This window comes from Capnocytophaga sp. oral taxon 412 str. F0487 (assembly GCF_000271925.1).
Classification (GTDB): Bacteria; Bacteroidota; Bacteroidia; order Flavobacteriales; family Flavobacteriaceae; genus Capnocytophaga; species Capnocytophaga ochracea.
Map to the genome: position 1 here is coordinate 22,238 of NZ_AJZR01000052.1, position 23,914 is coordinate 46,151.

Consider the following 23,914-nt stretch of genomic DNA (forward strand, 5'->3'; position numbering starts at 1 on the left):
GCGCAATTATTGCAGGACAATCACACACCCATTGATTTTTGAAAATGAATTTAATAATAGACGAAGGTAATACGTCCATAAAAGTAGCGCTGTTCAAAAAAGGAATACAAACATTCTTTCTTTCCTTTGCCAAAGAGGGTTTTCAAGAATCTTTTTTAAGCAAAGTAGCTTTAAACGAGGTAACTCATTGCATCATCGCTTCGGTGGTAACTGGGGTTAAAGAGCGTTTCTCTTTTTTAGAACAACTCCTGCCAGATGTGTTATACCTCACTGCTGAAACCCCTGTGCCTTTCGTCAATAAGTATGCAACCCCTCACTCGTTAGGTATCGACCGTTTGGCTCTGGTAGCAGGTGCGGTGACACGTTTTCCCAACCGCAACGTACTCATCATCGATGCGGGTACCTGCATTACTTTCGATATAGTTACCGATAGAAAAGAGTACCTCGGGGGAGCTATCGCCCCAGGGATAGCAATGCGCCTAAAAGCGATGCACCATTTCACTTCCAAACTGCCATTAGTATCCGAACAGTTTTTTGATACTGAACAGTTTATAGGAAATACTACCGAAAGCTGTATGCTCTCAGGTGTCTATCACAATGTGGTGTGCGAAATAGAGGGAGTGATTAAAAAATACGAAGCAAAATTCCCTTCGCTTATCTCTATTTTAACAGGGGGTAATCAAAATTATTTGCAAGAAAGAATAAAAAATCAGATATTTGCAGGCTCATACGTGTTGCTCGAGGGGCTCAATGCCATCTTAGAATATCAAACAAAAGAAGGAGAGGCACACGTTACTAATATTGGATAAATATTTATGAACAAGAAACTAATCACACTTATTAGTGCTTTATTTACAACCGTTTACGTGAGTTTTGCGCAACAAACTACTGAGTCGCCTTACTCTTTTTACGGAGTCGGTGAACGCAATTTTAACGGTATAGCCGAGGAAAGTGCTATGGGCGGAATTGGTGTTTATGCCGATTCTACTCGTATCAATATGCAGAATCCTGCCTCACTTTCGCACTTAAAATTCACCGCTTTTTCAGCCGGATTTACAATGCAAAGCAAAAATATTGTTACAAATGAAACAAAAATAGGTACTAAATCCTCCGCCTTCGATTATTTTACACTCGGGTTCCCTATTCTCGAAAACTTTGGGGTATCGTTTGGGTTGGTGCCTTACTCATCGGTAGGTTATAAACTGAAGCACACCACAAGCGAAACAGTAAACCAGTTTGAAGGAAAAGGAAATGTGAATCAGTTTTTTCTTTCCTCTGGGGTAAAGATATTCGGCGGATTCAGTTTAGGAGCTTCTTTCCGTTATAACTTTGGAACCATTGATATGACCGACCTCTTGCAACAAAAAGACGTACAATTCTATACCCAAGAGTTTAGCAAATCACGCCTAAAAGGAGGTGCTTTTAACTTAGGTTTGTATTACGAAGAGACTTTGAAACACCGCTTGCGTTTGTATACCTCATTGGTATATACACCACAAAGTAAACTATCTTCTGAAAACCAACGCAATATCTCTACATTAGGCTATGTAGCAGGAAATAATAGGCGTTCAGCACCACAATTGGCAATACGCGAAACACGTGCTTTAGATTTAGAAGCCTTAGGGCTCAAAAATACCTCACTTACCTTGCCCACTCAAATAGAGTTTGGATTAGGTTTAGGAGAACACCAAAAATGGTTTACAGGGATTGAATATACCTATGCCAATACAAAAGCATTTTCAAATCCGTTCCTTACTACCACAAATGTCAGTTATACCGACGGATACAAAATAGCCTTAGGAGGTTTTTGGATTCCTAACTACAATTCCTATTCAAGTTACTGGAAAAGAGTAACCTATCGTATAGGTTTGCGCTATGAAAATACAGGAATTGTGCTCAATAATCAAAACATAAACGACTTTGGCACGTCTTTTGGACTTAGTTTACCCGTAAAAGGATTTTCAAATCTTACCCTTGTGGGAGAATACGGCATAAGAGGTACTACCTCAGCCAATTTAGTAAAGGAAAATTATTTCAACTTAAAAATAGGTTTCACTTTAAACGATAAGTGGTTCCAACGAACAAAATATCAATAAAAAACAAACAAAGAATGAGAAGAAGAATTTTATTAGCCACAGTAGTTGCAAGTTTCTTTTATGCTGCCTATGCACAAGCACAAGATTGCAAAAACAACGAAGAATTAAAGCAAAAACTCTCTATATTTAGTGAGTATGCCAAAGCCAAAAATTACAAAGAGGCTTATCCTGTATGGAAGGAAGTATATACCCAATGCCCTTCTTTACACTATGCTACCTTTGCCTATGGCGAACGCATCTTGCAAGACAAAATGAATACAACCACAGGTGCTGAAAAGACTCAAAATGCCAAAGAATTGTTACAACTCTACACCGATTATAACAAAACATTCCCTACACGTCTTTCAGCTACTGAAATGCGTATTCGTCAAGCCCTTTTGATGTTCGATGAAAAAATAGGAACAGATAAAGAGATTTACGACCTTTTGCACAAAGCCTTTACCGAAGATAAAGCTAACTTTAAAAACGAAAAGGCTCTGTATTTGTACTTCTCTGAATTGGTTTCTTTACACGAAAAAGGACAGAAAGAATTGCAAGAAGTATTCGATGCTTATGACAACGTATCCGATAAAATTCAAGACGAAAAGAATGAGCTTTCTGAAACTATCAACAAGTATTTAGCTCAAGAAGAAGCAGGTACTCTTAGCGAAAAGGACAAAAGGCTCTTGGACGGTTGTCGTAAACGCGTAGATAACTACGAAACTATTGCAGAGAGTGTAGATGCTAAACTCGGTCAGCTTGCTGATTGTAAAAACCTTATTCCTCTTTACACCAAGAACTTTGAGGTAAATAAGAACAATGAAGAATGGTTACGCCGTGCAGCAGGTAAAATGTCAGATAAAGATTGTACCAAAGACCCTCTATTCGTGAAAATCGTAACCTCATTGCACAACGTAAAACCGTCAGCAAACTCAGCTTACTATTTAGGGGTAATGAATGATAAAGCAGGAAATTCTGCCAAAGCTATTCAGTATTACAATGAGTCAGTGAACTTAGAGACAGATAACTTTAAGAAATCAAAATTGCTCATTCGTATCGCCTCTAAACACAGCAAAGCACAAGCGGTTGCCTATGCTCAAAAAGCACTTTCTTACAACCCTTCAAACTCCGACGCTTATCGTATTATGGCACACGCCTACGCAAGCTCAGCTAATGAATGTGGTAGTACTCCTTTTGAGAAAAGAGCCGTATATTGGTTAGCTGCCAAAACTGCTCGTAAAGGAGGTTTGGAAAGTTTAGCTGCTCGTTACGATGCTTTAGCTCCTTCAAAAGTAGATGTATTTGAATCTGGTTTAGCAGGTAAAAACATTACTTTTAAATGCTGGATAGGTCAATCTATCACAGTGCCACGTTTGTAAAACATATGAAGGTATTGATTTTAGATATTACGAAAAGTATTGCCGTACTAATGAGTATGGCAATGCTTTTTTCGTGTAATAACGATATGCGCAATCTCCAACAGCTGAGCATTCAAAAGAAATTCCCGCAAGGAGAAGCCTTTGATTTTAAACTGGTATACACCGATTCTACTAAGGTGGTTGCTGTTGTTACCAGTAAATTAAATAAAGATTTTACCAATCAGCGTATGCCGTACTCTGAATTTCCCGAAGGGGTAAAAGTAGAGTTTTACGACCAAGCACGACATAAAAATATCGTAGAGGCTAATTACGGTATTATCTATCCGAGCTCCGATATGGTAGAACTGCGCGACAATGTAGTACTCACTACTTATGACGGTAAGCGCCTTAAAACAGAACAGCTTTTTTGGGACCAAAAAGAAGATTGGATTTTTACCGATAGAGAATTTAGTTTTACCGATGAAACTAAAGGTACTGTTACTAATGGTATAGGTATGGATTTCGACAAGAAATTTTCGACTGTAAAAGCGCATAAAACTACAGGTATCTTAGCTATTGAAGATAACGAAGAAGAATAACAATATAAAATAGTATGAACGCACGTATATTTTTTGAATATGCCTATTTGGCAATCGCTCTTTACTGTGCCTATGAGGTTTATAACTTGTGGGGCACTGCTGACCGCACTCAGTGGTATTTGTACATCGCCTTTGCTTTGGGAGCCTTGGCAATGTTTTGGTTCAGACGTCAAACCCGGCTTAAACGCAAAAAATAATGATTGATATTATTGGTTATGCTGCTTCACTTTTTGTAGTGCTCAGCTTTTTGATTAAAGATAATCTTGTGTATATACGCCTTACTAATTTGGTAGGGTGTGCTCTCTTTGTTGTTTACGGTTACTTAATCAATAGTATTCCGGTGATACTGCCTAACAGCTTTTTAATAATAGTACAAATAGTATATATTTGGCGAGAATTGCGCAAGAAGAAGTAAAAGAGCTTTTTCTTGCATAATTATTATTTATCTTCATATAAAATCTTTCAATAAAAAAACGTTTCTTCCTATACAAAAACACCCTACTTTTGCACCCGTAAAACAAAACAGAATATTATATGTCATTTGTAGGAAAACAATTCCCCAATATCGAAGTGAATGCTATGAGCGACCTTGGGGATACATTCAAAATAAATGTGCTTTCAGAAGCTGTAAACAACAAAAAGAAAGTTCTCCTTTTCTGGTATCCTAAAGATTTTACCTTTGTATGCCCTACTGAGCTTCACGCTTTCCAAGAAGCTTTGGCTGAGTTTGAGAAACGCAATGTGAAAGTAATAGGTGCTTCTTGCGATACTCCCGAAGTACACTTTGCTTGGCTCAATACTCCTAAAAACAATGGAGGTATAGAAGGCGTAACTTACCCTATCCTTGCTGATAGCAACCGCAACCTCGCTCGTATTTTAGGTATTCTCGACTCTCGTGAAATTTACGACGAAACAGCTGATGCTTATCTTCTTGAAGGTGATGATGTAACTTTCCGTGCTACTTATCTTATCGATGAAACGGGAAAAGTATTTCACGAAAGTATTAACGATATGCCATTAGGACGCAATGTAAAAGAATATTTGCGTTTGGTAGATGCTTATACTCACGTACAACAACACGGTGAAGTATGTCCTGCTAACTGGGAAGAAGGTAAAGAGGCTATGCACGCCGACCGCAAAGGAGTAGCCAGCTACTTGGCTTCTCACTAAAAAGTAAACAACACTCTTATAGATAACTTGATCATTGTAAGGAACTCATTCTCCCCCTCTTCTCTTTGCGAGAGGGGGGATGAGAATGAGAAAATCACACTCTAAAAAACTCATCACTATTTTATTTTTATAATGACAGAACTTACCCAAGATAACTTGCAAGAAATAATAGCCTCTAACCCTCTTGTATTCGTACAATACGGCGCAGGATGGTGTGGTAATTGCAAGATAATGAAACCAAAGTTTAAAAAGTATGCCAGCGAAACTCCTAATGCTACTTTTATTTATGTAGATGCAGAAGCTTTCGCAGAGTCGCGCAAATTAGCCAAAGTAGATAATTTGCCTACCTTCGCAGCTTTTAAAAACGGTACTTTGGTGAACCAAATACAAACGAATAAAGCCGAACTCTTAAAGCTATTTATAGATGAGATTACCGGTAATTAAACACATCGTTCAATTTATTGAGACAAACGACCAAGATTACGTAAATGAGACGGTAGAAACGCTCGAAAATCTCATTGAATGTGAGCAACTCAAAGATGAGGAGCTGGACGTAATAGGCGAATTGCTCTCCAACTTCTACGGAGCTATCGAGGTAGACAATATGATTAAACAAGGTACTCCACAGAAAGACGCCCTTAACAGCTTTATGAAGCGTGTAGTAGGGTCTATTGACAAGTAAAATTATTATTATTTCTTTCACTAACTAGAAACGAAAGAGCCGTTCAGAGATGTCTGAACGGCTTTTTCTATTTTATATACTTCCGAAGGTAAGACGAAGAAAGATTAGACCGACACAACATCAGTTTGAGTTAAAGTAAGTTGTCAAAGCTCGAGAGTTGAGGTATGTTAGAACGTTAAATATTTGTTAAACACTTTGCTTTATATCTCTTTTATAACTACCTTTGTAGGGTAATTTGATTACAAAACGGAATTATTCATTTTAAAAATGTATATATTATGAAACAAAGAGTACCTGTATCACAAATTATGAGTAAGGAGTTAGTAACTCTTACTCCTACTCAATCGCTTTATGAGGCTGAGCGACTGTTTAAGAAGCATAAAATTCGCCATATTCCTGTGGTAGAAGGAGATAAGCTTATAGGTATCGTAAGCTATTCTGACCTTTTGCGCATTAGTTTTGCTGATATGACTGATGGCGAAGAAGAAGTTACTTCGGTGGTGTATGATATGTATACTATTCCGCAAATTATGGCTAAAACACCTCTTACAGTAAGTGCTGATACCTCGATTAAAGAAGTGGCTGAAATACTAGCCGACCAAAGTTTTCACTCTATTCCGGTGGTGGATAATGGCAGGTTAGTGGGATTGGTTACAACCACTGACCTTATTAAATATCTTTTGGAACAATACTAAGTGTTGAGCCACACAGACGGTGTGAGCCACACGGGCGGAGAAAATTAGCAAATTAAAAAATGAGAGAATTAGTAAATGGAGTAGGAGCTACAAGCTCGCACCAGCGGAGGGTGTACCCCTAAAAGTGACACATCTGAGGAAGCGGAATGAAACGGAGAAATTCAAAAGGTAGCTGAGAGGAATTTTGGTGAAAAAAGGGTGTAAGAAGGGTGGGGTTAGCTTATAGGAAGCTTATACGAATCTTGGACGATTGGTATAGAAAGGGTGTGTAAGTGGTTGATTCATACCATAATACAACAAGGCTAAAAATGCTAAAAACGAGGTTTCGAGGCGAAAGAAATCGCTCCTTATAAAGGGGTTGAGGTATTGCGGAGTGCTTTGAAAGTAGGGAAGTATAGCTATACCGTTTTTATCAAAAAGGCGACTCAAAAATGAGTCGCTTTTTTGATTCTCGGCTATGAGCTCTCATTGACTTCCTCGCTACCCTCAGCTGTTCTCATTTCTAACAACTAACTACTAATGAATAAAATTTGCTGATTAACAATTTATTATTACTTTTGCATCTAAATTCATAAAATATTACATTCAATGAAAAAAATTTTATTCAGTATCGTAGCAATAGCAATGCTTGTAGGTTGTGGCAGTAAAGACGATGATACTCCTCCTAATGGCGGTAATGGTACTACTACTCCTACTACCCAAAGTGACTACTTGCCTACTAAAAAAGTAAGAACTATTTCTTGTAACTTCATTATAGTGGAAATAGACTATACAGGTGGTGCTCCTGCCCCTTCTCTTGAAAGTACCTTAGAACCCTCTCTCAACGGTCAAAAATTTGTAGCAAAAACTTTGAACTTCGCTTATGAATACGATGAAAAAGGAAGAATCAAAAAGATTACTAGAAAGGAAGAGGGCAAAAGTGATAATGTAAAAACATTTATTTATGGAGATAGCTCTGTGAAAATAACTTTTCCCAATGAAGATACAGGGGGTGTAGAAAATTTTGAAGTAGGACTCAATGCCGCTGGTAATATGTTAGGTTTAGGAACTTACGACAGCAAGGAACGATTGACAAATGTTCCAAAAATAGGGGATTTTGAGTGGACAAATGACAATTTGACTAAGATTAGTGAAAAGAGAAATTGGGACGGTAAAATTACCACCTTTGAAAATCAGCTTTCTTATAACAACAACTTGAACAAAAATAAGTTTTTGTTGTACAACTTTGAAGGGGATATCGTGGGTAGTTATATGCAGTATTTTGACTTTCGAATAGGTTGGATACAAGGTGTGGCTCCTAAGAACTTGTTACAACAAATGGTTTTAACAAAAGATGGCACGGCTTTAAATTATACTCATAACTATACTTATACTTTTGACAACGACGGTTTTGTAAAGACTATCAACGAAACCCGAAATGCAAGAGCTGGTAGTAATACAGGTCTTGGTTATTTTACTGATGTTGATTATTTAACAAAATTAAACACACTTATTACTAACATTCAAAATGGTACTGAGAAAAGCAAAAAGTACCAATTGGTAAGCGATAAAAGTGATGAAAAAGTGTTTGATATTATTATCCCTATAAAAGTGGAGAAAGATAAGAATGGTAAAACTATCGACTTAATAGTGAATAAAGTAGCTCGCCACACTTTCAAACTTAAAACTAAAAATGGAACACAAGTAATAGATAATATTGGTATTGATATTAGTTATAACAGTGATATGACTACTACTTATCAGTTGAATTACTAATATTTGTAACAAAGTTTCCAATATACAAATAATGAAAAAGCGACTCCTTTTCGAGTCGCTTTTTTGTATCTTAGAAAAGTGTTTGCAAAATGCCCCTACAAAAACGATATAAATATAACTATTCATCAGTTTATTTAACTTTGCCAAAGTGTGAAACTTTGGCAAAGGTCGTAGCACGACACGCTATTAGAAAATTTGGTAAGGTTGATAACGAATACTAAATCTTCACTTTCAAACCTACAAACACAGTGCGAGGTAGCGAAGGACCATAGATGTAATCGGCGTCGCGTTCAGCACCTTTGTCGAAATCTTTTTGATATTGGTTGAAGAGGTTTTTGATACCACAACTCACTTCTAAGGGGAAGAAAGTTTGGAATTTAAACTCATAAGCGGTGTTCACGCCTACGTCCCACATTGCAGGAGTGGTCTCCAAACGCGTATTAGGAATATATCCCTTTAAGTGAGTGGTTTTCATACTACCTGTATATACGGTTACAAAGTTGATATCCCAATTAGGGCGTGGTTTATAGGTTGCCATCAGGTTGCCATACACACTTGGCGTGCGAAGAATTTCATCGGTATAGACGTTTTCTTCGGGGTTTTGTACACTATTGTATTTAGAACTTTGGATAGTGGTGGCGAGTTGAACCATAAATTTGGGATCGGGGCTGTACTTCACTTCTATATTTACTCCCTTCACTACGGCACCATCGGAATTGCGTTTCTCACGGATAGGCAATCCGTTTTCTAAACCTGCATCTTCGTAAGTAAAGCGGTCGTGCAAAGCTGTATAAAATCCTTCTATCATCGCTACAAATTGGTGATTGTCGTGAGCGTGGTTATACTCAAAAGAAGCAGTAAAGCTATCGGAAGTCTCTTTTTTAAGATCATCAGCGAGTTTTACGCGTCGTGCTTCACCTCCTTGCAATTCGCTGTGTACATCTTCTGAATAGAAGAAAGGGGCTCTAAAACCACGTGAATACGAACCCCGAGCAATGAAATTCTCATCGATATTGTAGAGGACACTCGCACGAGGGTTGAGTGCAGTAACACTTTTCTTCATTATATCGGAATTGACATTGTCGAATCGGACACCCCCGAGCACTTTGATTTTGGGAGAGATACGCCAATCGGCTTGAGTGAAAAGACCAAATGTATTCGCTTTTTGGTTTACGGCAAGCACATTAGGATTCTGACGCTTTTCGGCTATCTTGTCGTATTGATATTCGGCGCCTGACGTCCATTGCAAATTGCCGTTGCTCGTAGGCACATAAGCCGTATGCTGTCCGCCAAGTAACCAAATATTCTCTTTGGTAACCCCATAGTTGCCAGAAGAGGCTACTATATCGGTGCCGTCGAAGCTGCCGTAATAGTTATCGGCGCGAGTGCGTTCGGCACTAGTATAGGCGGTGAACTTATGGTTATAAGCAGGCGAAAAGTAGTCGAAACTTGCATTCCCTCCAAGCATTTGAGTGCGAATACTCTCGGCAAGGTCGGCAAGGTGTTCAGGTTCGTCGAGTTTATTACCTCCACGACGGTTTTCGTTGCTCACGTTCAGTTCGGCGGTGAGCTTATGACGGTCGGTGAAATCGTTAAAGAGTTTTGCACCCGCATTGAGATTGCGCAAACGAGTGATTTCGGTAAAGTCATCGCCATTATCATCATAAGACTGGCGTGAGCGTTGCATAGCGTGGAAAGAGATACCGCGCATATAGTTTTCACTCACAAGTGAACCGTTAAAAGAGCTCACCACATCGCCCGATTTACCGCCTATGAGGTTGCCCACAATACCTGCTTGTGCCTCGTTTTTAGTAGGGTTTTTAGTAATCACATTGATAGTACCGGCAATGGCATTAGAGCCGAAGAGGGCAGAACCACCTCCACGAATCACCTCTATGCGCTCAATCATATTGGCAGGGATTTGGTCTAAGCCATACACACCATTGAGCGAGCCAAAGATAGGACGGCTATCGATAAGGATTTGGGAATAAGCACCCTCTAAGCCGTTGATACGCACTTGGGAAGTACCACAGTTCTGGCAATTTACTTCGGTGCGCAAACCCGGTTGGAATACCAGACCTTCCATCAAGGTATGGGCTTTGACGTTTGCTAGTTCGCGATTGGTAGTAACACTCACCAATACAGGTGCGTCCTTACGGTTTTCTTTGGTTTTGGTAGCTGTTACGACCACTTCTTCCATTCCGACTACATCTTCTTTGAGAGAGACATCTTGAGAGAGGGTCTCTTCTCCTGTGATTACAACTTTATCGTTATAAGGAATATACCCCAACGAACGCACTTTTAGCCTATATTCGCCAGCGGGTAAGGAAAGAGAATACTGACCATTGCGGTCGGAGGTTGTCCATTTTTTGAAGGTTTTACCTTCGAGTTGAACAGTTACGGCTTCTAAGGGTTGCCCCTCTGCCGTGATAGTACCTTTGATAGTACCTTCCTGAGAGAAACTCAAAATACTAAAAGCTAAAGAGATAGCTAATAAAAAAGTTTTCATATATTACTAATATCATTATTTTGGGGCAAAGGTAGTATATTTTTAGATTATACGAAAACAAATTAAAAATTATTTTTAGGTTTATGTAAAAATAATTAAAGAGAGAACATTAGAGGCTGAAAATCAACAGTAGTTGTTTACATTTTGCGAAATATACCTTGTGTGTGGTTACATCTATATTAGCCGATTATAAACATTTCTCCCTATTCACATACTCAGCTACGCCAGCTCGCTGACTTCCTTCAAAGGGGGAAGTAGCGATGCTTATCATAGACAAAGAACATAACTCTTAATTCGCTTTGTACATATCGAACTGAGTTATAGTTCATAATTTTGCGCAATTGTTCTGTGAGACCTCTGACGGACTTTAAATAAACTTTAAACGGAAGTGTAGTGGGTTTTCAGTGGCTCTACAGTGGCTCTACAGTGGCTCTACAGTGGGTCTACAGTGGGTCTACAATAAATTACAATTGAAGATTAATTGAGTTTATGAAGAAAATAGGGGGCTTTGCTACTATACTTTGGAGTAACGTAGGTTTGATGTAAGAGAAGTGTGACTTACGCTACAGAAATCTTACAAATCTTTACAAATTGGACAAATAGATAGGAAACTTTCTGGAAATCTCGCACGGATTGCACGGATTACACGGATTTAGCAGAGATGATTTTTTTGTAAAACATTATCGTTTCACGGATTACTCAGCTAAAGCTGAGTAATTTCACGGAACAGTAACGGGAAGCAATTGTAAATAGATGCTGTATAAAAAAGGCTGTTCAATAATATTGAACAGCCTTTTTTATAATATGAAAACAACATTTTTTTATTGTTTATATAACTTTGCACTAATTGTTTGTGCGACTCGTACTATTTTTGTTGAGCGTCAATTACTGCAAGGGTAGCGAGATTTACCATTTCGTCGACAGTAGAACCGATAGTGGTGATGTGAATAGGTTTAGAAAGACCTAAAATCACAGGGCCTATGGTATCTAAGTGTTGCGTTTCCTTGAGAAGCTTGTAACTGATATTTGCTGCTTCGAGGTTAGGGAAGATGAGTACATTAGCCCCTTTGCCCTTGTTGAGCTTAGAGAACGGATAGTTCTTGGCAATCTTCTCAGGATTGAGAGCAAAATCGGCTTGGATTTCACCATCGACTACTAAATCGGGGTGGTGCTTGTGGAGGTAAGCTACTGCCTCACGTACTTTCAGGCTACTTTCGGATACTGCCGAACCAAAGTTAGAATACGACAACATCGCTACCGAAGGTTTTAAACCGAAGAACTTCACGGCACGAGCCGTAAGCAAGGCGATGTTAGCCAACTCTTCGGCAGTAGGGTCGATATTGATAGTAGCATCTGAAAGGAATAAAGGCCCCTGCTTGGTGAGCATAATGCTGGTGGCTGCGATACGCTCTACACCTTCGTCTTTTTTGATGATTTCGAGTGCTGGACGAATCGCATTAGGATAAGCGTGAGAGTAACCAGTAATCATTGCATCGGCTTGACCGGTTTCTACGAGCATCGTACCAAAATAATTGCGCTCGCGCATTAGGCGTTCGGCTACTTCGTAGGTGATACCACGACGTTCGCGCAGTTTCCAATAATGCTTTACAAACTTCTCACGACGTGTTTTTTCGGCATCACTTTTAGGGTCGATTACATCTACACGACCGGTGAAACCTATTTCGTATTTGAGCGCTTTTATCACTTCTTTATTACCCAAAAGCACAGGAATACCGATACCATCTTCATAAATGCGTTGAGCAGCTTTAAGCACTTCCAATTGGTCGGCTTCAGCAAATACTACGCGTTTAGGATTTCGTTTGGCACGGTCTTGCAATAGGCGTATTTCTTTGCTACCTACACCTATTCTGTCCATTAGTTCGCCTTTATAGGCTTCCCAGTTGGTAATAGGCTTTTGTGCTACCCCTGATTCCATAGCGGCTTTGGCAATAGCGGGCGGTACTTCGTATATCAAACGAGGGTCGAACGGTTTAGGAATAATATAGTTGCGACCAAAGGTGAGATTTTCACCTCCGTATACCAAACTTACTTGCTGAGGTACAGTTTTCTTGGCAAGATCGGCGATAGCACGTACCGCAGCGAGTTTCATTTCTTCGTTGATTTTAGTAGCGCGAACGTCCAACGCTCCGCGGAAGATATAAGGGAAACCGAGCACGTTGTTCACTTGGTTAGGGAAGTCGGAGCGACCTGTAGCCATAATGATATCTTTGCGGGTTTTCACCGCCAAATCGTAATCGATTTCAGGAATAGGGTTTGCCATTGCAAATACAATAGCGTCCTTATTCATAGAGAGCAACATCTCGGGGGTGAGTACATCTCCCTTAGAAAGACCAATAAATACATCAGAACCTTTTACTGCTTCTTCGAGAGTACGAAGATTGCGGTCGGTAGCAAATTCGGCTTTTTGTTCGGTGAGGTTAGGAGCGTCTTTACGAATCACACCCTTACTGTCGCACATTACGATGTTCTTAGGGTTGGCACCCAAAGCCACGTACAAGCGTGTACAAGAGATAGCGGCGGCTCCTGCGCCGTTTACTACTATCTGCGCTTTGGCAATGTCCTTACCTACAATTTCTAAAGCATTGACAAGGGCTGCTGCCGAGATGATAGCTGTACCGTGCTGGTCGTCGTGCATTACAGGGATATCCAATTCCTCTTTTAGGCGACGTTCAATCTCGAAAGCCTCAGGCGCTTTGATGTCTTCGAGGTTGATACCCCCAAAGGTAGGAGCAATAGCTTTTACGGTTTCTACGAACTTATCGACATCGGTGGCATCTACTTCGATGTCGAACACATCGATACCTGCAAATATTTTGAAAAGCAAACCCTTTCCTTCCATTACAGGTTTAGAGGCATCAGCGCCTATATCGCCTAAACCGAGCACGGCAGTTCCGTTGGAAATTACGGCTACGAGGTTGCTCTTGGCAGTATACTTATAGGCGTTGCTTTTATCTTCGGCAATTGCCAAGCAAGGTTCGGCTACTCCAGGAGAGTAAGCCAACGCGAGGTCGTGTTGTGTAGAATGTTTTTTGGTAGGCACAATAGCGATTTTACCAGGTTGTGGAAACTCGTGATAATGTAGTGCCTCTTCTTTTTTTCTTTGATCCATTTGATTTAGGTAAGAGGTAAGAGGTAAGAGGTAACGGCATTTGTTACCTAATTACGTGTTACCTATTATTTGTTTAGGGGGCAAAGGTAATAAATAATTACGAATGACGAATGAGGAATAGTGAGAAAGTTATTTAATTTAGATTTTGAGATACGTTTTTTTCTTCTTCAAAAATAGGGAATATCTGTCGGTTGTTTTGATATAAGAAGATTTGTTCTTCCTTGCCTCTGGTTTTATTTTTAAGCCATAATACCGTATTTTTAGGTGCTTGATAGTATAGTTTTTCTGTTTTAGTGCCTTTTTGTTCGCCTAATGACACCCACCCTTTAATACCCTTGTTATAGAAGAGTTCATATACATCACCTTCTCTGATGAAATTATCATCATTACGGGGAATGAGTATTACTTTTGTAATGCTTTGTGGTGTACTGGATTTAAAGAATAGACTTGTGCCTTTTTCTTTTGCGCAAAAAAATGAAATTGGGTCGTTATCATAACAATTTTTAAGTTGAAAAAGTGCAATATTTTTCCAAGGTTTGCCATTGCTATAGATAGTATCGAAGATAACTTCTTTGTTATCTTTCCCGAAGAAATGAATTTCAGCAATAGAAAGAACGGAATCTTTGGGCACTTCATATTGAAAATAACGATAGGCTTTTTGAGAGTGAATAGGTACTTCTATTACATTTTGAGCAGGCAAAGACTTCATTATATGCAAGGTTTCAAAAGGAGAAAAACTAACATTATTACTTGCTTTGAGTCGAGAAAGGAGTAACCATTGTTTGTAATTAGCTGAATGCCCTTTTCTAAGAGGATATTTACGGGTTAACACTATTTCTTGCTTTTCTTGAGGAATAAGACTGTGTACCTTATCTTTTTGAAGCATAAAAGGGTAGGCTATAGGCGTGAGTTCGCCGTTTTCATAGCTCAGAGGCTGGTAAATCACAAAAGGTTCTATATTTTCAAACGTGGCTGTATTATTTGTTACTTTACCTTGTCCTACGACTAACCACCCCATACGAGCGGTAAAGACCCCAATAAAAGCATTTTTAGCTTCGCTTTGTAGCGAAATAATAGCTCTGTTTTTACCAAAGTATTCTTGGGAAACATCTTTTAAGAAAGGATTTTGCAATGAGGGAGGTAGTTGAGATAACTCTTCAAAGGGGCGTTGGATTCCATAGGTCATTCTAAAAACCTTTGCTTTTTTACGTTCATCAGTAAAAGAGGAATCGCGTGTGGCATCAAAATTTTCATACCAAAAAGACAGATATTTACCTGTGGTATCACGAACTACATTCCATTGATGATTATGTTGAAATTCAGGAGAATAAAGATAGATATCAGTAGTAACGGGGATTCCTACTGCACGCATTACATAAGTAGCAACATCACAAGATTCACGGCAAGTGCCTATTCTATTATTTAATTGAAAAATAGCATCTTGCCTAGGAGTTTTTAAATCATCAAAGTAGTAAAAATATTTTTCTTCTCTCAAATAACGGCACAATATATTGCAAGCTTCTACTACATCTGTACCTTGATAGAGAGAGTCTAAGATATAGTTATATTTTTGATAATATTGTTTTCGCCAATTGGTTAATGGTTCTTGAGCAATACGGTAAGGCAATATGAGTTCACAAAAATCTTCAAAAGAGAGATTTTTATTCCAAGGTTTTTCCTTCCAAACTTTAAACGCATAGTCAATATTTTCAATAAGCATAGAGGCTTTTACTTCTTTGATATCTTGTTTATAAGTAACATTAGAGGTCTCCTCTTGCCAGTTTATTCCTTTTTGGCGTTCCGCTTCAGTTAAGTCTCCTTTTTTTAAGATATGTGTTAAGAGCGTTTTTATACTATCTATCTCAGGGCTCACCTGATACTCATAATAAGGCATATTTTTTATAAGGAACACAGCTGCTTGATATTTTAAGCTGTCGTTTTGGTAGTGAGCTAATACCTTTTCTAACTCGGGGCGGTTAGTCCCCGCCTGTTGTAAAGCAAGTTCTAAAGCCTCGTTTTTGGTGGAGCAAGAAAATAAAAGAAAAAACAGAGTAACGAATATAAGATATTTCATAAAAAGGTACAAAAGCCCCTACTTTAAGGCAAGGGCTTGTTTTAAAGGTTTATTAAATACGCTGTGAGAAAAGACAGTTTTTCCGTCTCTGGCTGTGTTTTCTATGAAAATATAAGAGCGCACCTAAAAAAGGAAATAATAAGATAATAAATATCCAATACATTTCTACGCTCGGGTCTTTCTTATAATGACGATAGAAAATATCTAACAGTCCCCAAAGTATTAAAAGGAAAAGCAGAATTAAAAAAGTTGTAGTTAAAAATGGTTCCATAATATAATAAATTAAATATAATCTTTTATTATTCTTTTACTTCAATGGTAAGTGCATCACCTAATACTAAAGTATTTTTATAGCAATGTTTTTTAGGTGTATCCTCATTATCTATGTACTCAACTATTATAAAATCTAATTCTATTTCAGATTTATTTTTTTCATTTAGAACTGTTGCAATCAAGTGGATACTCCCTTTGGCTATATTAGCATGTATAACCTCTCCTTTGACAAATAACCAAAGACTTATATTTGAAGTAAGCTTAGAATTTGTTTCTCTATAACTCTCAATTTCAAAAGGAATAGAAATATTGTCCATAACTTCTATAACTTTTATGGTTATTCTATCTCCTATAAATAGTTCCTTTTTTAACCAATGAATAGAGTTATTAGTTTTAGTATCATATCCTCCAAAGCTTATGGTTAATTCATTACGAGCGTCTAAAAGTAATCTGTCTACAATGACAGAAGTGATCCCTTCTTGAATTCCTCCTACAAGAGATTTTTTATTAATGATAACTTCAAATCCTATCATTGGCAATTCCAATTTCCTTGTACAATACAATAATGAAGGCAATCACTACAAGGTTTTTTATAACTGTCATAATTCCTACAATCTACATATTTAGCAATACATTCTGCACGAGTCAATACATAATAGCTAGCAACTACTCCTGTTATAGCTCCTGCTACTGCTTCTCCAATAGGAGTCGGTTCAATTAATGCAACACCCCATACAGCACCAAGCCAACTATTATTATCCCACCAACTATTATTATCTCCATTCTCTGGATTTTCAAAATTAGCTGCTATTAATCCTCTTTTCAAACGAGCTAAAGTAAGAGAGTTGTTCTTTCCTTCTGGTGCTCCTGTGATTAGACCTTCTTTTGCCATTTCATTAATTTCTCTTAATCCGTAATAAAGAATAGAAGTGATATATAGTAAATCTGTCTGCTCTGTCTTGGGTAGATTCAATATTTCCTTATTAATTTCTGATAACTCATTGGAAAAAGTAATATATGATTTGCTTTCCTGTTTAGCCAATGCAATTTTTGATAGTATTGTAAGTTGCTTTGTGCTAAATTTTTCGATAGAACTGTTTTTAATCTCCAATGATTTTGATATCTTCCTATTAAAATCTAAAGATTCACGACGAAATTGTTTTTCAGTAATAATTTTTCGTAGTTGTTTAGCGAAGTTTTCTCCTGCTACAGCGATTTCTTTTGAATAGTCTTGTTCAATAAGAGAAGTGTCTTCCTCTGTTTTTTGACAAGAATAGAATACTAAACCTCCTATAATAATTAATGAGGCAATTACAATTTTAAAAACATTTTTTTTCATCTTTAGTTTATTTGATTAATTACTTAGTTTTATTTCTGCACTGTTTTCGTATAAGGAAATAACTCGTAGCTTAGTTATTTATTTGTCTTCTTAAAAGACAAATATAAATCCTTGTTTAGCTAATGTGAATGTTTGCGGTATAATATTTATTGGTTTTTACGGCACAAACATACTACAAAAAATGATAACTTCCAAATAAATTATAAAATATTTTTAAATACAGCTCTTATTCCTTCTAAATATTAATTATTTATTGTGTTATTAAATTAACAACAAATAGTTATTTTGTGTCTGGTTTATCATTCATTTTTAATAGTTCTTTCATCTCTTCTCGTATTTGATAAGTGGCGATAGAAGGTATTTTTACAGGCATTTGCAATATGATAGTAGCTTCTTGCTTTGCTTTGGTAAAGTTTTCTTGTTTCTCATACATCTTTGCTAATAAGTAGTGAGGATAGAGACGGTTAGGTATCATATCACAGGCTTTTTGATAGTGTTGTATAGCTTGTGGATAGCCTTCCAAAGCTGTGTAATTATCGCCTAAAGAGGTTTGAACAACCGTATTGTTTAAATATTGCTCTGCTTGGTGAAGCACAAAATTGGAGCATTGAGGTTGTTCTGCTAAGCTTAAAGCCTTTCCGTAGTGCATTAAAAACTCACCATTTGTTTTTAAATATTTACAAGAGCTTTTATATAATGATATACTTTCTTTAAAATTCATTTCTTGATAAGCATCGAATGCTTTCTTCCAAATACTATAACCCATATGCAAACTGTGAGCATTATAGAGTTGTAACCCTATCCAAGCAATGGTTATTGAAAGGATTTGCCAACGCATAAAAGCATAAGGCAGTTTGAATTCTTGTTTGTTTTTTGCGCCAAAAGCAATAAATGCTATTGCGGTGAAAGCTATCAGTTTAAGGGGGAGAATCTGTAAAGGATATGAAAAACACGCAAATGCTGATAAAACAAGTATAAGGCAAGTACTTATGTTACGAACTATACTTTTAGGCTGTTTGAATATGAACCATATAAGCGTTACGAGCAACAAAAATCCTAGAATGCCTTCTTCTATAAAAAACTGCAGAAAATCATTAAAGGCATATACTACATTGTCAGACAAAGCAATTTCTTGTTTAGAAGCTTTGTTTTTAGCGAAATACTGCGCTTGATAATCCATATAATGAGCTTTATAACCATCAAGACCTGTGCCTGTGAGAGAAAAATCTTTGAGCATTTCAGTACTTATTTTCCATACTAATACGCGTCCATCGGCAGAGTCTTTTCGCATAGTGTAGAAAAAGAAAGTACATACGGCTATAAGCACAAATGCTGTTGCAATATATCCATATCGCTTGATAGAGAATTTTATCTTTTGAGTTACCTTTGTATAAACCATATAAGACGTCCCTATAATAAAAGCTAACCACGAAGCTCTTGACTGCAGGATAATGAGTACACCTATGCTCAATAAAATGTTTAAAACAGTAAGATAATACAGGAATTTTACAATTGTTTTTCGTGCTTTTATATTGGTAATATATCTATAAAGACTCTTTCTGTACAATATTAGAAATACACTAAACATACTACCTACCGCAATAAGTCCAGCGAAAGGAGCAGGATTGAAAAAGCTACCTGTAAGTGCATAGTTAGAATGGAAAGACTCAAATACATAAAAATATTGTCCCCACCCGTATAGTGTATTGACAAAAATAGCTAAACTGACTCCTAATACAATAGCTAATATTGTCTTTTCTGCTCTTATGACATTCCTCAAGAACAAATAATAAGCATAACAGCTGATAAGGTCGTAATAACGCAATGAGTTGATTGTACCTTTTATAAGGGCATTAGAAATGATATGAACTAGCAGTGCAAATACAACAAGATCTATCGATGAGACAAATAAATTCTTTTTTGACAAGATTATTTGCCAAATGAAGTAAAAAATGAATCCTACAGAGAGAATTGTAAAAACTATTGTTTTAGAAGCGAAAGTATTATTTTGATAGCAGTCAAAAGTAACTAAACTTACTAAAGTAGTTATCAAAAACGAATTACTTAGTGTTATGCGCATTTTGTATTCTTTTTTTTGCTTGGAGTTCTGCTTATTTCTTCATCATCTTTGCTGAAAATATAAAAATAAGCAGTACAATCACTCCCATTACCCACCAAAGGAGTTGCTGATGAGATTTTTCGGCAGGAGTGGAAGATGCTTTTACAGAAGCGCTTTCTGTTTGGGGTTGTTTGAGCACTTCGCCATATTGCAATTCGGTGAGTTGTTTTGGGATATCGGTTATGAAGTGCTCTATATCATATTCGGGGGTATAATCATCTTCTTTGCCATAAGCTAAATAATAGGTGCGATTAGGGTCTAAAAAACGTGCCGCTAAGGTATAACGTATTGCATACACTACGACTTCGCTAATAGGAAGAGGCTCGTTATCTCCGTTTTCTATTATTATTTGTCCGTATTTCACAAGAATATCATCAAAGGAGAAGGTATTATTGGTTTTAGAACTAAGTGGCGCTTCTCTTAAATCGTAAGAACAATAACTATCACAACGTTTTTGCGCATACGATTCGGTAACAGAAGTAGCGAGATTTAGCTTCCTGTAATAATCATAAGAGGCTTGAGGGACAACGCGTATCTTACAGATGCGAAGAGCCTGAGGCAGACTGAAGTTTATGTAACTGCATTTGGTTTCTTTACTGTTTATTACTGAGAAATTGACCTTGTGTTTTACGATGTTATTAGTGTCGATTACTGTATAAGGGACTTCGATGGTATCAGTAGCCGATACGCCATAAATACGGAGGTCTGTGCCATAACTTTGGAATTGTGCAAAGATGTGGTCGGGTAGAATAAGTTTATGCCAAGCGTTCCCCTTTACACCTTTCAGTTCTTGCTTATAGGTGTAAGAAGAGAGTTGCGCATAAGTTGTAGCAGTTAGGAGTGTAAAGAGTAAAAGAAAGCGTTTCATATCATTGCTTATTAAAATATCTGTGCAAAGATAGCCTGTTTTAACTAAAAAAGCAAATGTTTTTTAGGTTATTACCACAGTTTTGCCACCAAAAAACACACTACTATGCCATATAGTACGGGCAAGAGTGTAGCAATGAGCGTCCATTTCTTGCTATGGGTTTCTTTGTATATCGTGTAGATAGTAGTACTACAAGGATTATGTAACAAGCTGAAGAGCATTAGGTTTACGGCGGTGAGGAGCGTCCAACCCCCAGCGTGTAGCAAGGTACCTACTTGAGAGGTTGAGGCTTCCATCAGTACGCCTGCCCCCTCGCCTACTGCTGTTTGCCCTAAGACCATAGTGGTGAGCATCAGCACGGTGGGAATGACGATTTCGTTGGCTGGAATGGCAACGATATAGGCAAGCAGGATTACGCCGTTTAAGCCTATAAACACGCCTATGGGGTTTAACCCTTGAATGAGCCAGAGAGCAATGGGTTGGTGAGCTATTTGGAGATTGCATATCAGCCATATTACTGCTCCCGCAGGCGCAGCAAATACAACAGCGCGCCAGAGTACAATAAGGGTTCTATCGATAAGCGATGTGTAGAGCGTTTGAAAGAAACGCGGTGGACGATAGGGAGGCAACTCCAATACAAAGAACGACGATTCGCCTTTGAGAAGTGTCTTGCTCAACAGCCACGAGGTAAAAAATGAAAAGACAATCCCCAACACGGCTATGCCTATGACAGCAAGCATTGCTACTGTATCGCTCCACTGCTTGGGCACTAAAGCCCCGATGAACAATGTAGCGATGAGTATTTGGGTAGGCCAACGACCGTTGCAAAGCGAAAAGTTATTGGTGATAATAGCAATGAGTTTTTCACGCGGACTGTTGATAATACGCGTTGCTACCACTCCTGCGGCATTACAACCAAAGCCCATACTCATTGTGAGGGCTTGCTTGCCGTGAGCGCCTGCTGTGCGAAAGAGCTTATCGAGATTAAAAGCTACACGAGGTAGGTAGCCAAAGTCTTCGAGGAGGGTGAACAGCGGAAAGAATATAGCCATTGGGGGTAACATCACTGAAATGACCCATACCGTAGCCAAGTACACTCCATCGATAAGGAAACCACTGAGCCACCAAGGGAAATGCAAGGCATTCGCTCCATTTTTCAAGAGCGGATAGAGCCACCCTATAAATAAATCGGAGAGCCATTGCGAAGGGTAATTAGCCCCGATAATGGTAATCCACAGCACACCTGCCAAGAGCAGAAACATAATAGGGAAACCCCAAATTTTATGTGTTACGATTTTATCTATCGCGCGGTCGATGCGGAAAGAGCGCGCAGTAAAATCGGTACTGACGGAGGCATTGGTAAGGGCAGTAGCTTGGGCGTAGATTGCTTCTACCAAATCGTTGCGGTACGTATCGCCTAAGAGATGGTGATATTCTTCGGCAATACGCAAGATACGCGACTGCCTTTCGGGGTTATTTTCAGCAGAAAAAGCTCCTTCTTCTATACCTTTTTGCACGCTCTCATCGCCTTCGATGAGTCGCATTGAGAGCCAACGTGTATTCGGTAAATCGGGATTTAGTTCAGAAAGTTCCAACTGTAACTCAGCAATGGCTTCGGCATTTTGCTTAGGAAGGTCGATAAAGGTTTGTTTTTTCGTTTGGAATTTACCCCTTACCACTTCTTCGATAGCAAAGAGCAAATCGGCGATACCTTCTTTGGTACGTGCAGATGTTGCCACTACGGGAATGCCCAAATCGCGTGAAAGGGTGCGGGTATCGATATTGATGTGATGCCGGCGCGCCTCGTCCATCAGGTTGAGACAAAGCACTGCTTTATCGGTGATTTCGAGTATTTGGAGTGCCAAGCTGAGGTTGCGTTCTAAACGACTTGCATCTACTACGATGACTGTTACATCGGGTTTGCCAAAGAGAATAAAGTCGCGTGCTACTTCTTCGTCTTCGGAAGTAGAAAGCAGAGAGTAGGTGCCAGGTAGGTCGATGATGCGATATCGTTCCTTATGGAATGAGAAACTGCCTTCGGCACGTGTTACGGTTTTACCAGGCCAGTTGCCGGTGTGTTGGCGCAAGCCAGTAAGAGCGTTGAAGACGGTGCTTTTGCCGGTATTAGGATTCCCTGCGAGAGCAATGGTATAGTTATAAGTGCCTGCCTCTTCGCCTAAGGGTTTTAGGGAAGCGGAGGGGTTGAGGGCACAAATATCGCAAGTGTTTTTCATAGTTGTAGTATAAAGCCGAACGCTTGTTTGATTTGTTTATATTTATTTTTTCTTATTTACAAGGATTATCAACTTTGCCAAAGGTGCGAGCCACACAGGCAAAAACTTTGGTAAAGTGTAGCACATCTGACACCTAACCTCTATCTCCTGCCACTTGAATCAGCACACAGAGGGCATCGGTTTTGCGGAGGGCGATTTGGGTGTTGTGAATGCTATACGCAACGGGGTCGGATAGAGGACTGACGTTTTCTATCTTGATTTTTGACCCGCGTACGAAACCTAAGTCGAGCAAGCGTTGCCTTACTTCTTGTCGGCATTCAGGGATAAATCCGGTAATGACAGCGGTTTGTCCTATTTTCAGTGAGGCTAAGGTAATGGTCATATAAGCGTTTGTATTATCAAAATATATTTTTAGACAAGCAAAATTACAAACTTTTATTGAATTGACAAAATTATTTTAGGTTTTTAGATGTGAGGCCTTAGGGCATAGGCCATAGGCACTAGGAATGGCGACGCAAAAGCGACAGACAGAGGAAATTAGAAAATTAGAGAATTAGAGAATGAGGGAATTAGAAAATGAGGGAATTGGTAAATGGGGTGTGAGGTTGTGTTAGGGAAATGAGGCTGTGCGTCAGAAATCAAACAAATTTTAAACAAAATCAAGGCTACGCTTTGTAAACCAGCGGAGGTATTGTCAGTTTATTCAACTTTGGCAAAGGTGCGAGCCGCACAGGAGAGGAAAATTAGAGAATTTGGAAATGAGGGAATTAGCAAATGGGGTGCGAGCTACAAGAAAAGCACAAGCGGAGGTTTTGTTAGTTTATTCAACTTTGCCAAAGTTTGAGATGAAAAAGCGATGCGTTGGGACTGTTAGGAGAATTCGGAAGGAAACGGAGAAGTTCGGAAGAAGGGAGGGAGAGATTTTGGTGAAAAAAGGGTGTAAGGAGGGTGGGGGTAGCTTATAGAGAGCTTATAGGAAGCTTATACGAATCTTGGACGATTGGTATAGAAAGGGTATGTAAAAAGTTGATTAA

General features: G+C 38.6%; 21 protein-coding genes. 11 read left to right on the forward strand and 10 right to left on the reverse strand.

Annotated elements, in window-relative coordinates:
* Positions 1–44: 44 nt before the first annotated feature.
* The 11 genes from HMPREF1321_RS08535 to HMPREF1321_RS08585 all read left to right on the forward strand — a co-directional run bounded on the left by HMPREF1321_RS08535 (position 45) and on the right by HMPREF1321_RS08585 (position 8,334).
* Positions 45–809 carry a type III pantothenate kinase gene (locus HMPREF1321_RS08535; RefSeq protein ID WP_009422218.1) on the forward strand — a complete coding sequence of 255 codons (765 nt, stop codon included), beginning with the start codon at positions 45–47 and terminating at the stop codon, positions 807–809.
* Between the two features lie 6 nt (positions 810–815).
* Complete coding sequence (locus HMPREF1321_RS08540) at positions 816–2,096, forward strand: membrane protein (RefSeq protein ID WP_009422227.1); 1,281 nt, start codon at positions 816–818, stop codon at positions 2,094–2,096.
* A 14-nt stretch (positions 2,097–2,110) separates the two neighbouring features.
* A complete protein-coding gene (locus HMPREF1321_RS08545) occupies positions 2,111–3,454 on the forward strand; it encodes a hypothetical protein (RefSeq protein ID WP_009422220.1) in 1,344 nt (447 codons plus the stop codon).
* Positions 3,455–3,459: 5 nt separating this feature from the next.
* Complete coding sequence (gene lptC / locus HMPREF1321_RS08550; RefSeq protein ID WP_009422225.1) at positions 3,460–4,032, forward strand: LPS export ABC transporter periplasmic protein LptC; 573 nt, start codon at positions 3,460–3,462, stop codon at positions 4,030–4,032.
* A 14-nt stretch (positions 4,033–4,046) separates the two neighbouring features.
* Positions 4,047–4,229 (forward strand): hypothetical protein, encoded by a 183-nt coding sequence (locus tag HMPREF1321_RS08555; RefSeq protein WP_009409979.1) that lies wholly within the window; start codon positions 4,047–4,049, stop codon positions 4,227–4,229.
* Entirely contained in the window at positions 4,229–4,447 is a 219-nt protein-coding gene (locus HMPREF1321_RS08560) for a YgjV family protein (RefSeq protein ID WP_009417104.1), read from the forward strand. The genes HMPREF1321_RS08555 and HMPREF1321_RS08560 overlap by 1 nt, the downstream gene beginning before the upstream one ends.
* 119 nt (positions 4,448–4,566) lie before the next feature.
* Positions 4,567–5,202 (forward strand): peroxiredoxin, encoded by a 636-nt coding sequence (locus tag HMPREF1321_RS08565; RefSeq protein ID WP_002674187.1) that lies wholly within the window; start codon positions 4,567–4,569, stop codon positions 5,200–5,202.
* Positions 5,203–5,334: 132 nt separating this feature from the next.
* Positions 5,335–5,646 carry a thioredoxin family protein gene (locus tag HMPREF1321_RS08570; protein ID WP_009409976.1) on the forward strand — a complete coding sequence of 104 codons (312 nt, stop codon included), beginning with the start codon at positions 5,335–5,337 and terminating at the stop codon, positions 5,644–5,646.
* Entirely contained in the window at positions 5,627–5,884 is a 258-nt protein-coding gene (locus tag HMPREF1321_RS08575) for a DUF6952 family protein (protein ID WP_002674192.1), read from the forward strand. Before HMPREF1321_RS08570 ends, HMPREF1321_RS08575 begins: the two co-directional genes overlap by 20 nt.
* 278 nt (positions 5,885–6,162) lie before the next feature.
* A complete protein-coding gene (locus HMPREF1321_RS08580; RefSeq protein ID WP_009422217.1) occupies positions 6,163–6,579 on the forward strand; it encodes a CBS domain-containing protein in 417 nt (138 codons plus the stop codon).
* Positions 6,580–7,167: 588 nt separating this feature from the next.
* Positions 7,168–8,334 (forward strand): cell division protein FtsB, encoded by a 1,167-nt coding sequence (locus HMPREF1321_RS08585; RefSeq protein ID WP_009422223.1) that lies wholly within the window; start codon positions 7,168–7,170, stop codon positions 8,332–8,334.
* A gap of 217 nt (positions 8,335–8,551) precedes the next feature.
* Here HMPREF1321_RS08585 and HMPREF1321_RS08590 read toward each other — a convergent pair whose 3' ends face one another.
* From HMPREF1321_RS08590 to HMPREF1321_RS08630, 10 genes are all read right to left on the reverse strand, one after another.
* The gene (locus HMPREF1321_RS08590) at positions 8,552–10,843 is read right to left on the reverse strand and encodes a TonB-dependent receptor (RefSeq protein ID WP_009422236.1); all 2,292 of its coding nucleotides are present in this window, start codon (positions 10,841–10,843) and stop codon (positions 8,552–8,554) included.
* Between the two features lie 865 nt (positions 10,844–11,708).
* Positions 11,709–13,973, reverse strand: a complete 2,265-nt coding sequence (locus tag HMPREF1321_RS08595) for an NADP-dependent malic enzyme (protein ID WP_009419984.1) — start codon at positions 13,971–13,973, stop codon at positions 11,709–11,711.
* 133 nt (positions 13,974–14,106) lie between these two features.
* Entirely contained in the window at positions 14,107–16,047 is a 1,941-nt protein-coding gene (locus HMPREF1321_RS08600) for a hypothetical protein (RefSeq protein WP_034575948.1), read from the reverse strand.
* Between the two features lie 52 nt (positions 16,048–16,099).
* Positions 16,100–16,318 carry a PLDc N-terminal domain-containing protein gene (locus HMPREF1321_RS12450; RefSeq protein WP_083832745.1) on the reverse strand — a complete coding sequence of 73 codons (219 nt, stop codon included), beginning with the start codon at positions 16,316–16,318 and terminating at the stop codon, positions 16,100–16,102.
* Positions 16,319–16,346: 28 nt separating this feature from the next.
* Positions 16,347–16,853 carry a hypothetical protein gene (locus HMPREF1321_RS08605; RefSeq protein ID WP_034575949.1) on the reverse strand — a complete coding sequence of 169 codons (507 nt, stop codon included), beginning with the start codon at positions 16,851–16,853 and terminating at the stop codon, positions 16,347–16,349.
* Complete coding sequence (locus HMPREF1321_RS08610) at positions 16,850–17,659, reverse strand: hypothetical protein (protein ID WP_009422233.1); 810 nt, start codon at positions 17,657–17,659, stop codon at positions 16,850–16,852. The genes HMPREF1321_RS08605 and HMPREF1321_RS08610 overlap by 4 nt, the downstream gene beginning before the upstream one ends.
* A gap of 280 nt (positions 17,660–17,939) precedes the next feature.
* Positions 17,940–19,739, reverse strand: coding sequence for an O-antigen ligase family protein (locus HMPREF1321_RS08615; RefSeq protein WP_232205441.1), 1,800 nt, complete (start codon positions 19,737–19,739; stop codon positions 17,940–17,942).
* A 31-nt stretch (positions 19,740–19,770) separates the two neighbouring features.
* Entirely contained in the window at positions 19,771–20,646 is an 876-nt protein-coding gene (locus HMPREF1321_RS08620) for a hypothetical protein (RefSeq protein WP_009422224.1), read from the reverse strand.
* A 71-nt stretch (positions 20,647–20,717) separates the two neighbouring features.
* The gene (feoB, locus tag HMPREF1321_RS08625; RefSeq protein WP_009422240.1) at positions 20,718–22,880 is read right to left on the reverse strand and encodes a ferrous iron transport protein B; all 2,163 of its coding nucleotides are present in this window, start codon (positions 22,878–22,880) and stop codon (positions 20,718–20,720) included.
* Positions 22,881–23,013: 133 nt separating this feature from the next.
* On the reverse strand, positions 23,014–23,262 hold the full coding sequence (locus HMPREF1321_RS08630; protein WP_009417090.1) for a ferrous iron transport protein A: 249 nt from the start codon (positions 23,260–23,262) through the stop codon (positions 23,014–23,016).
* Positions 23,263–23,914: the final 652 nt, after the last annotated feature.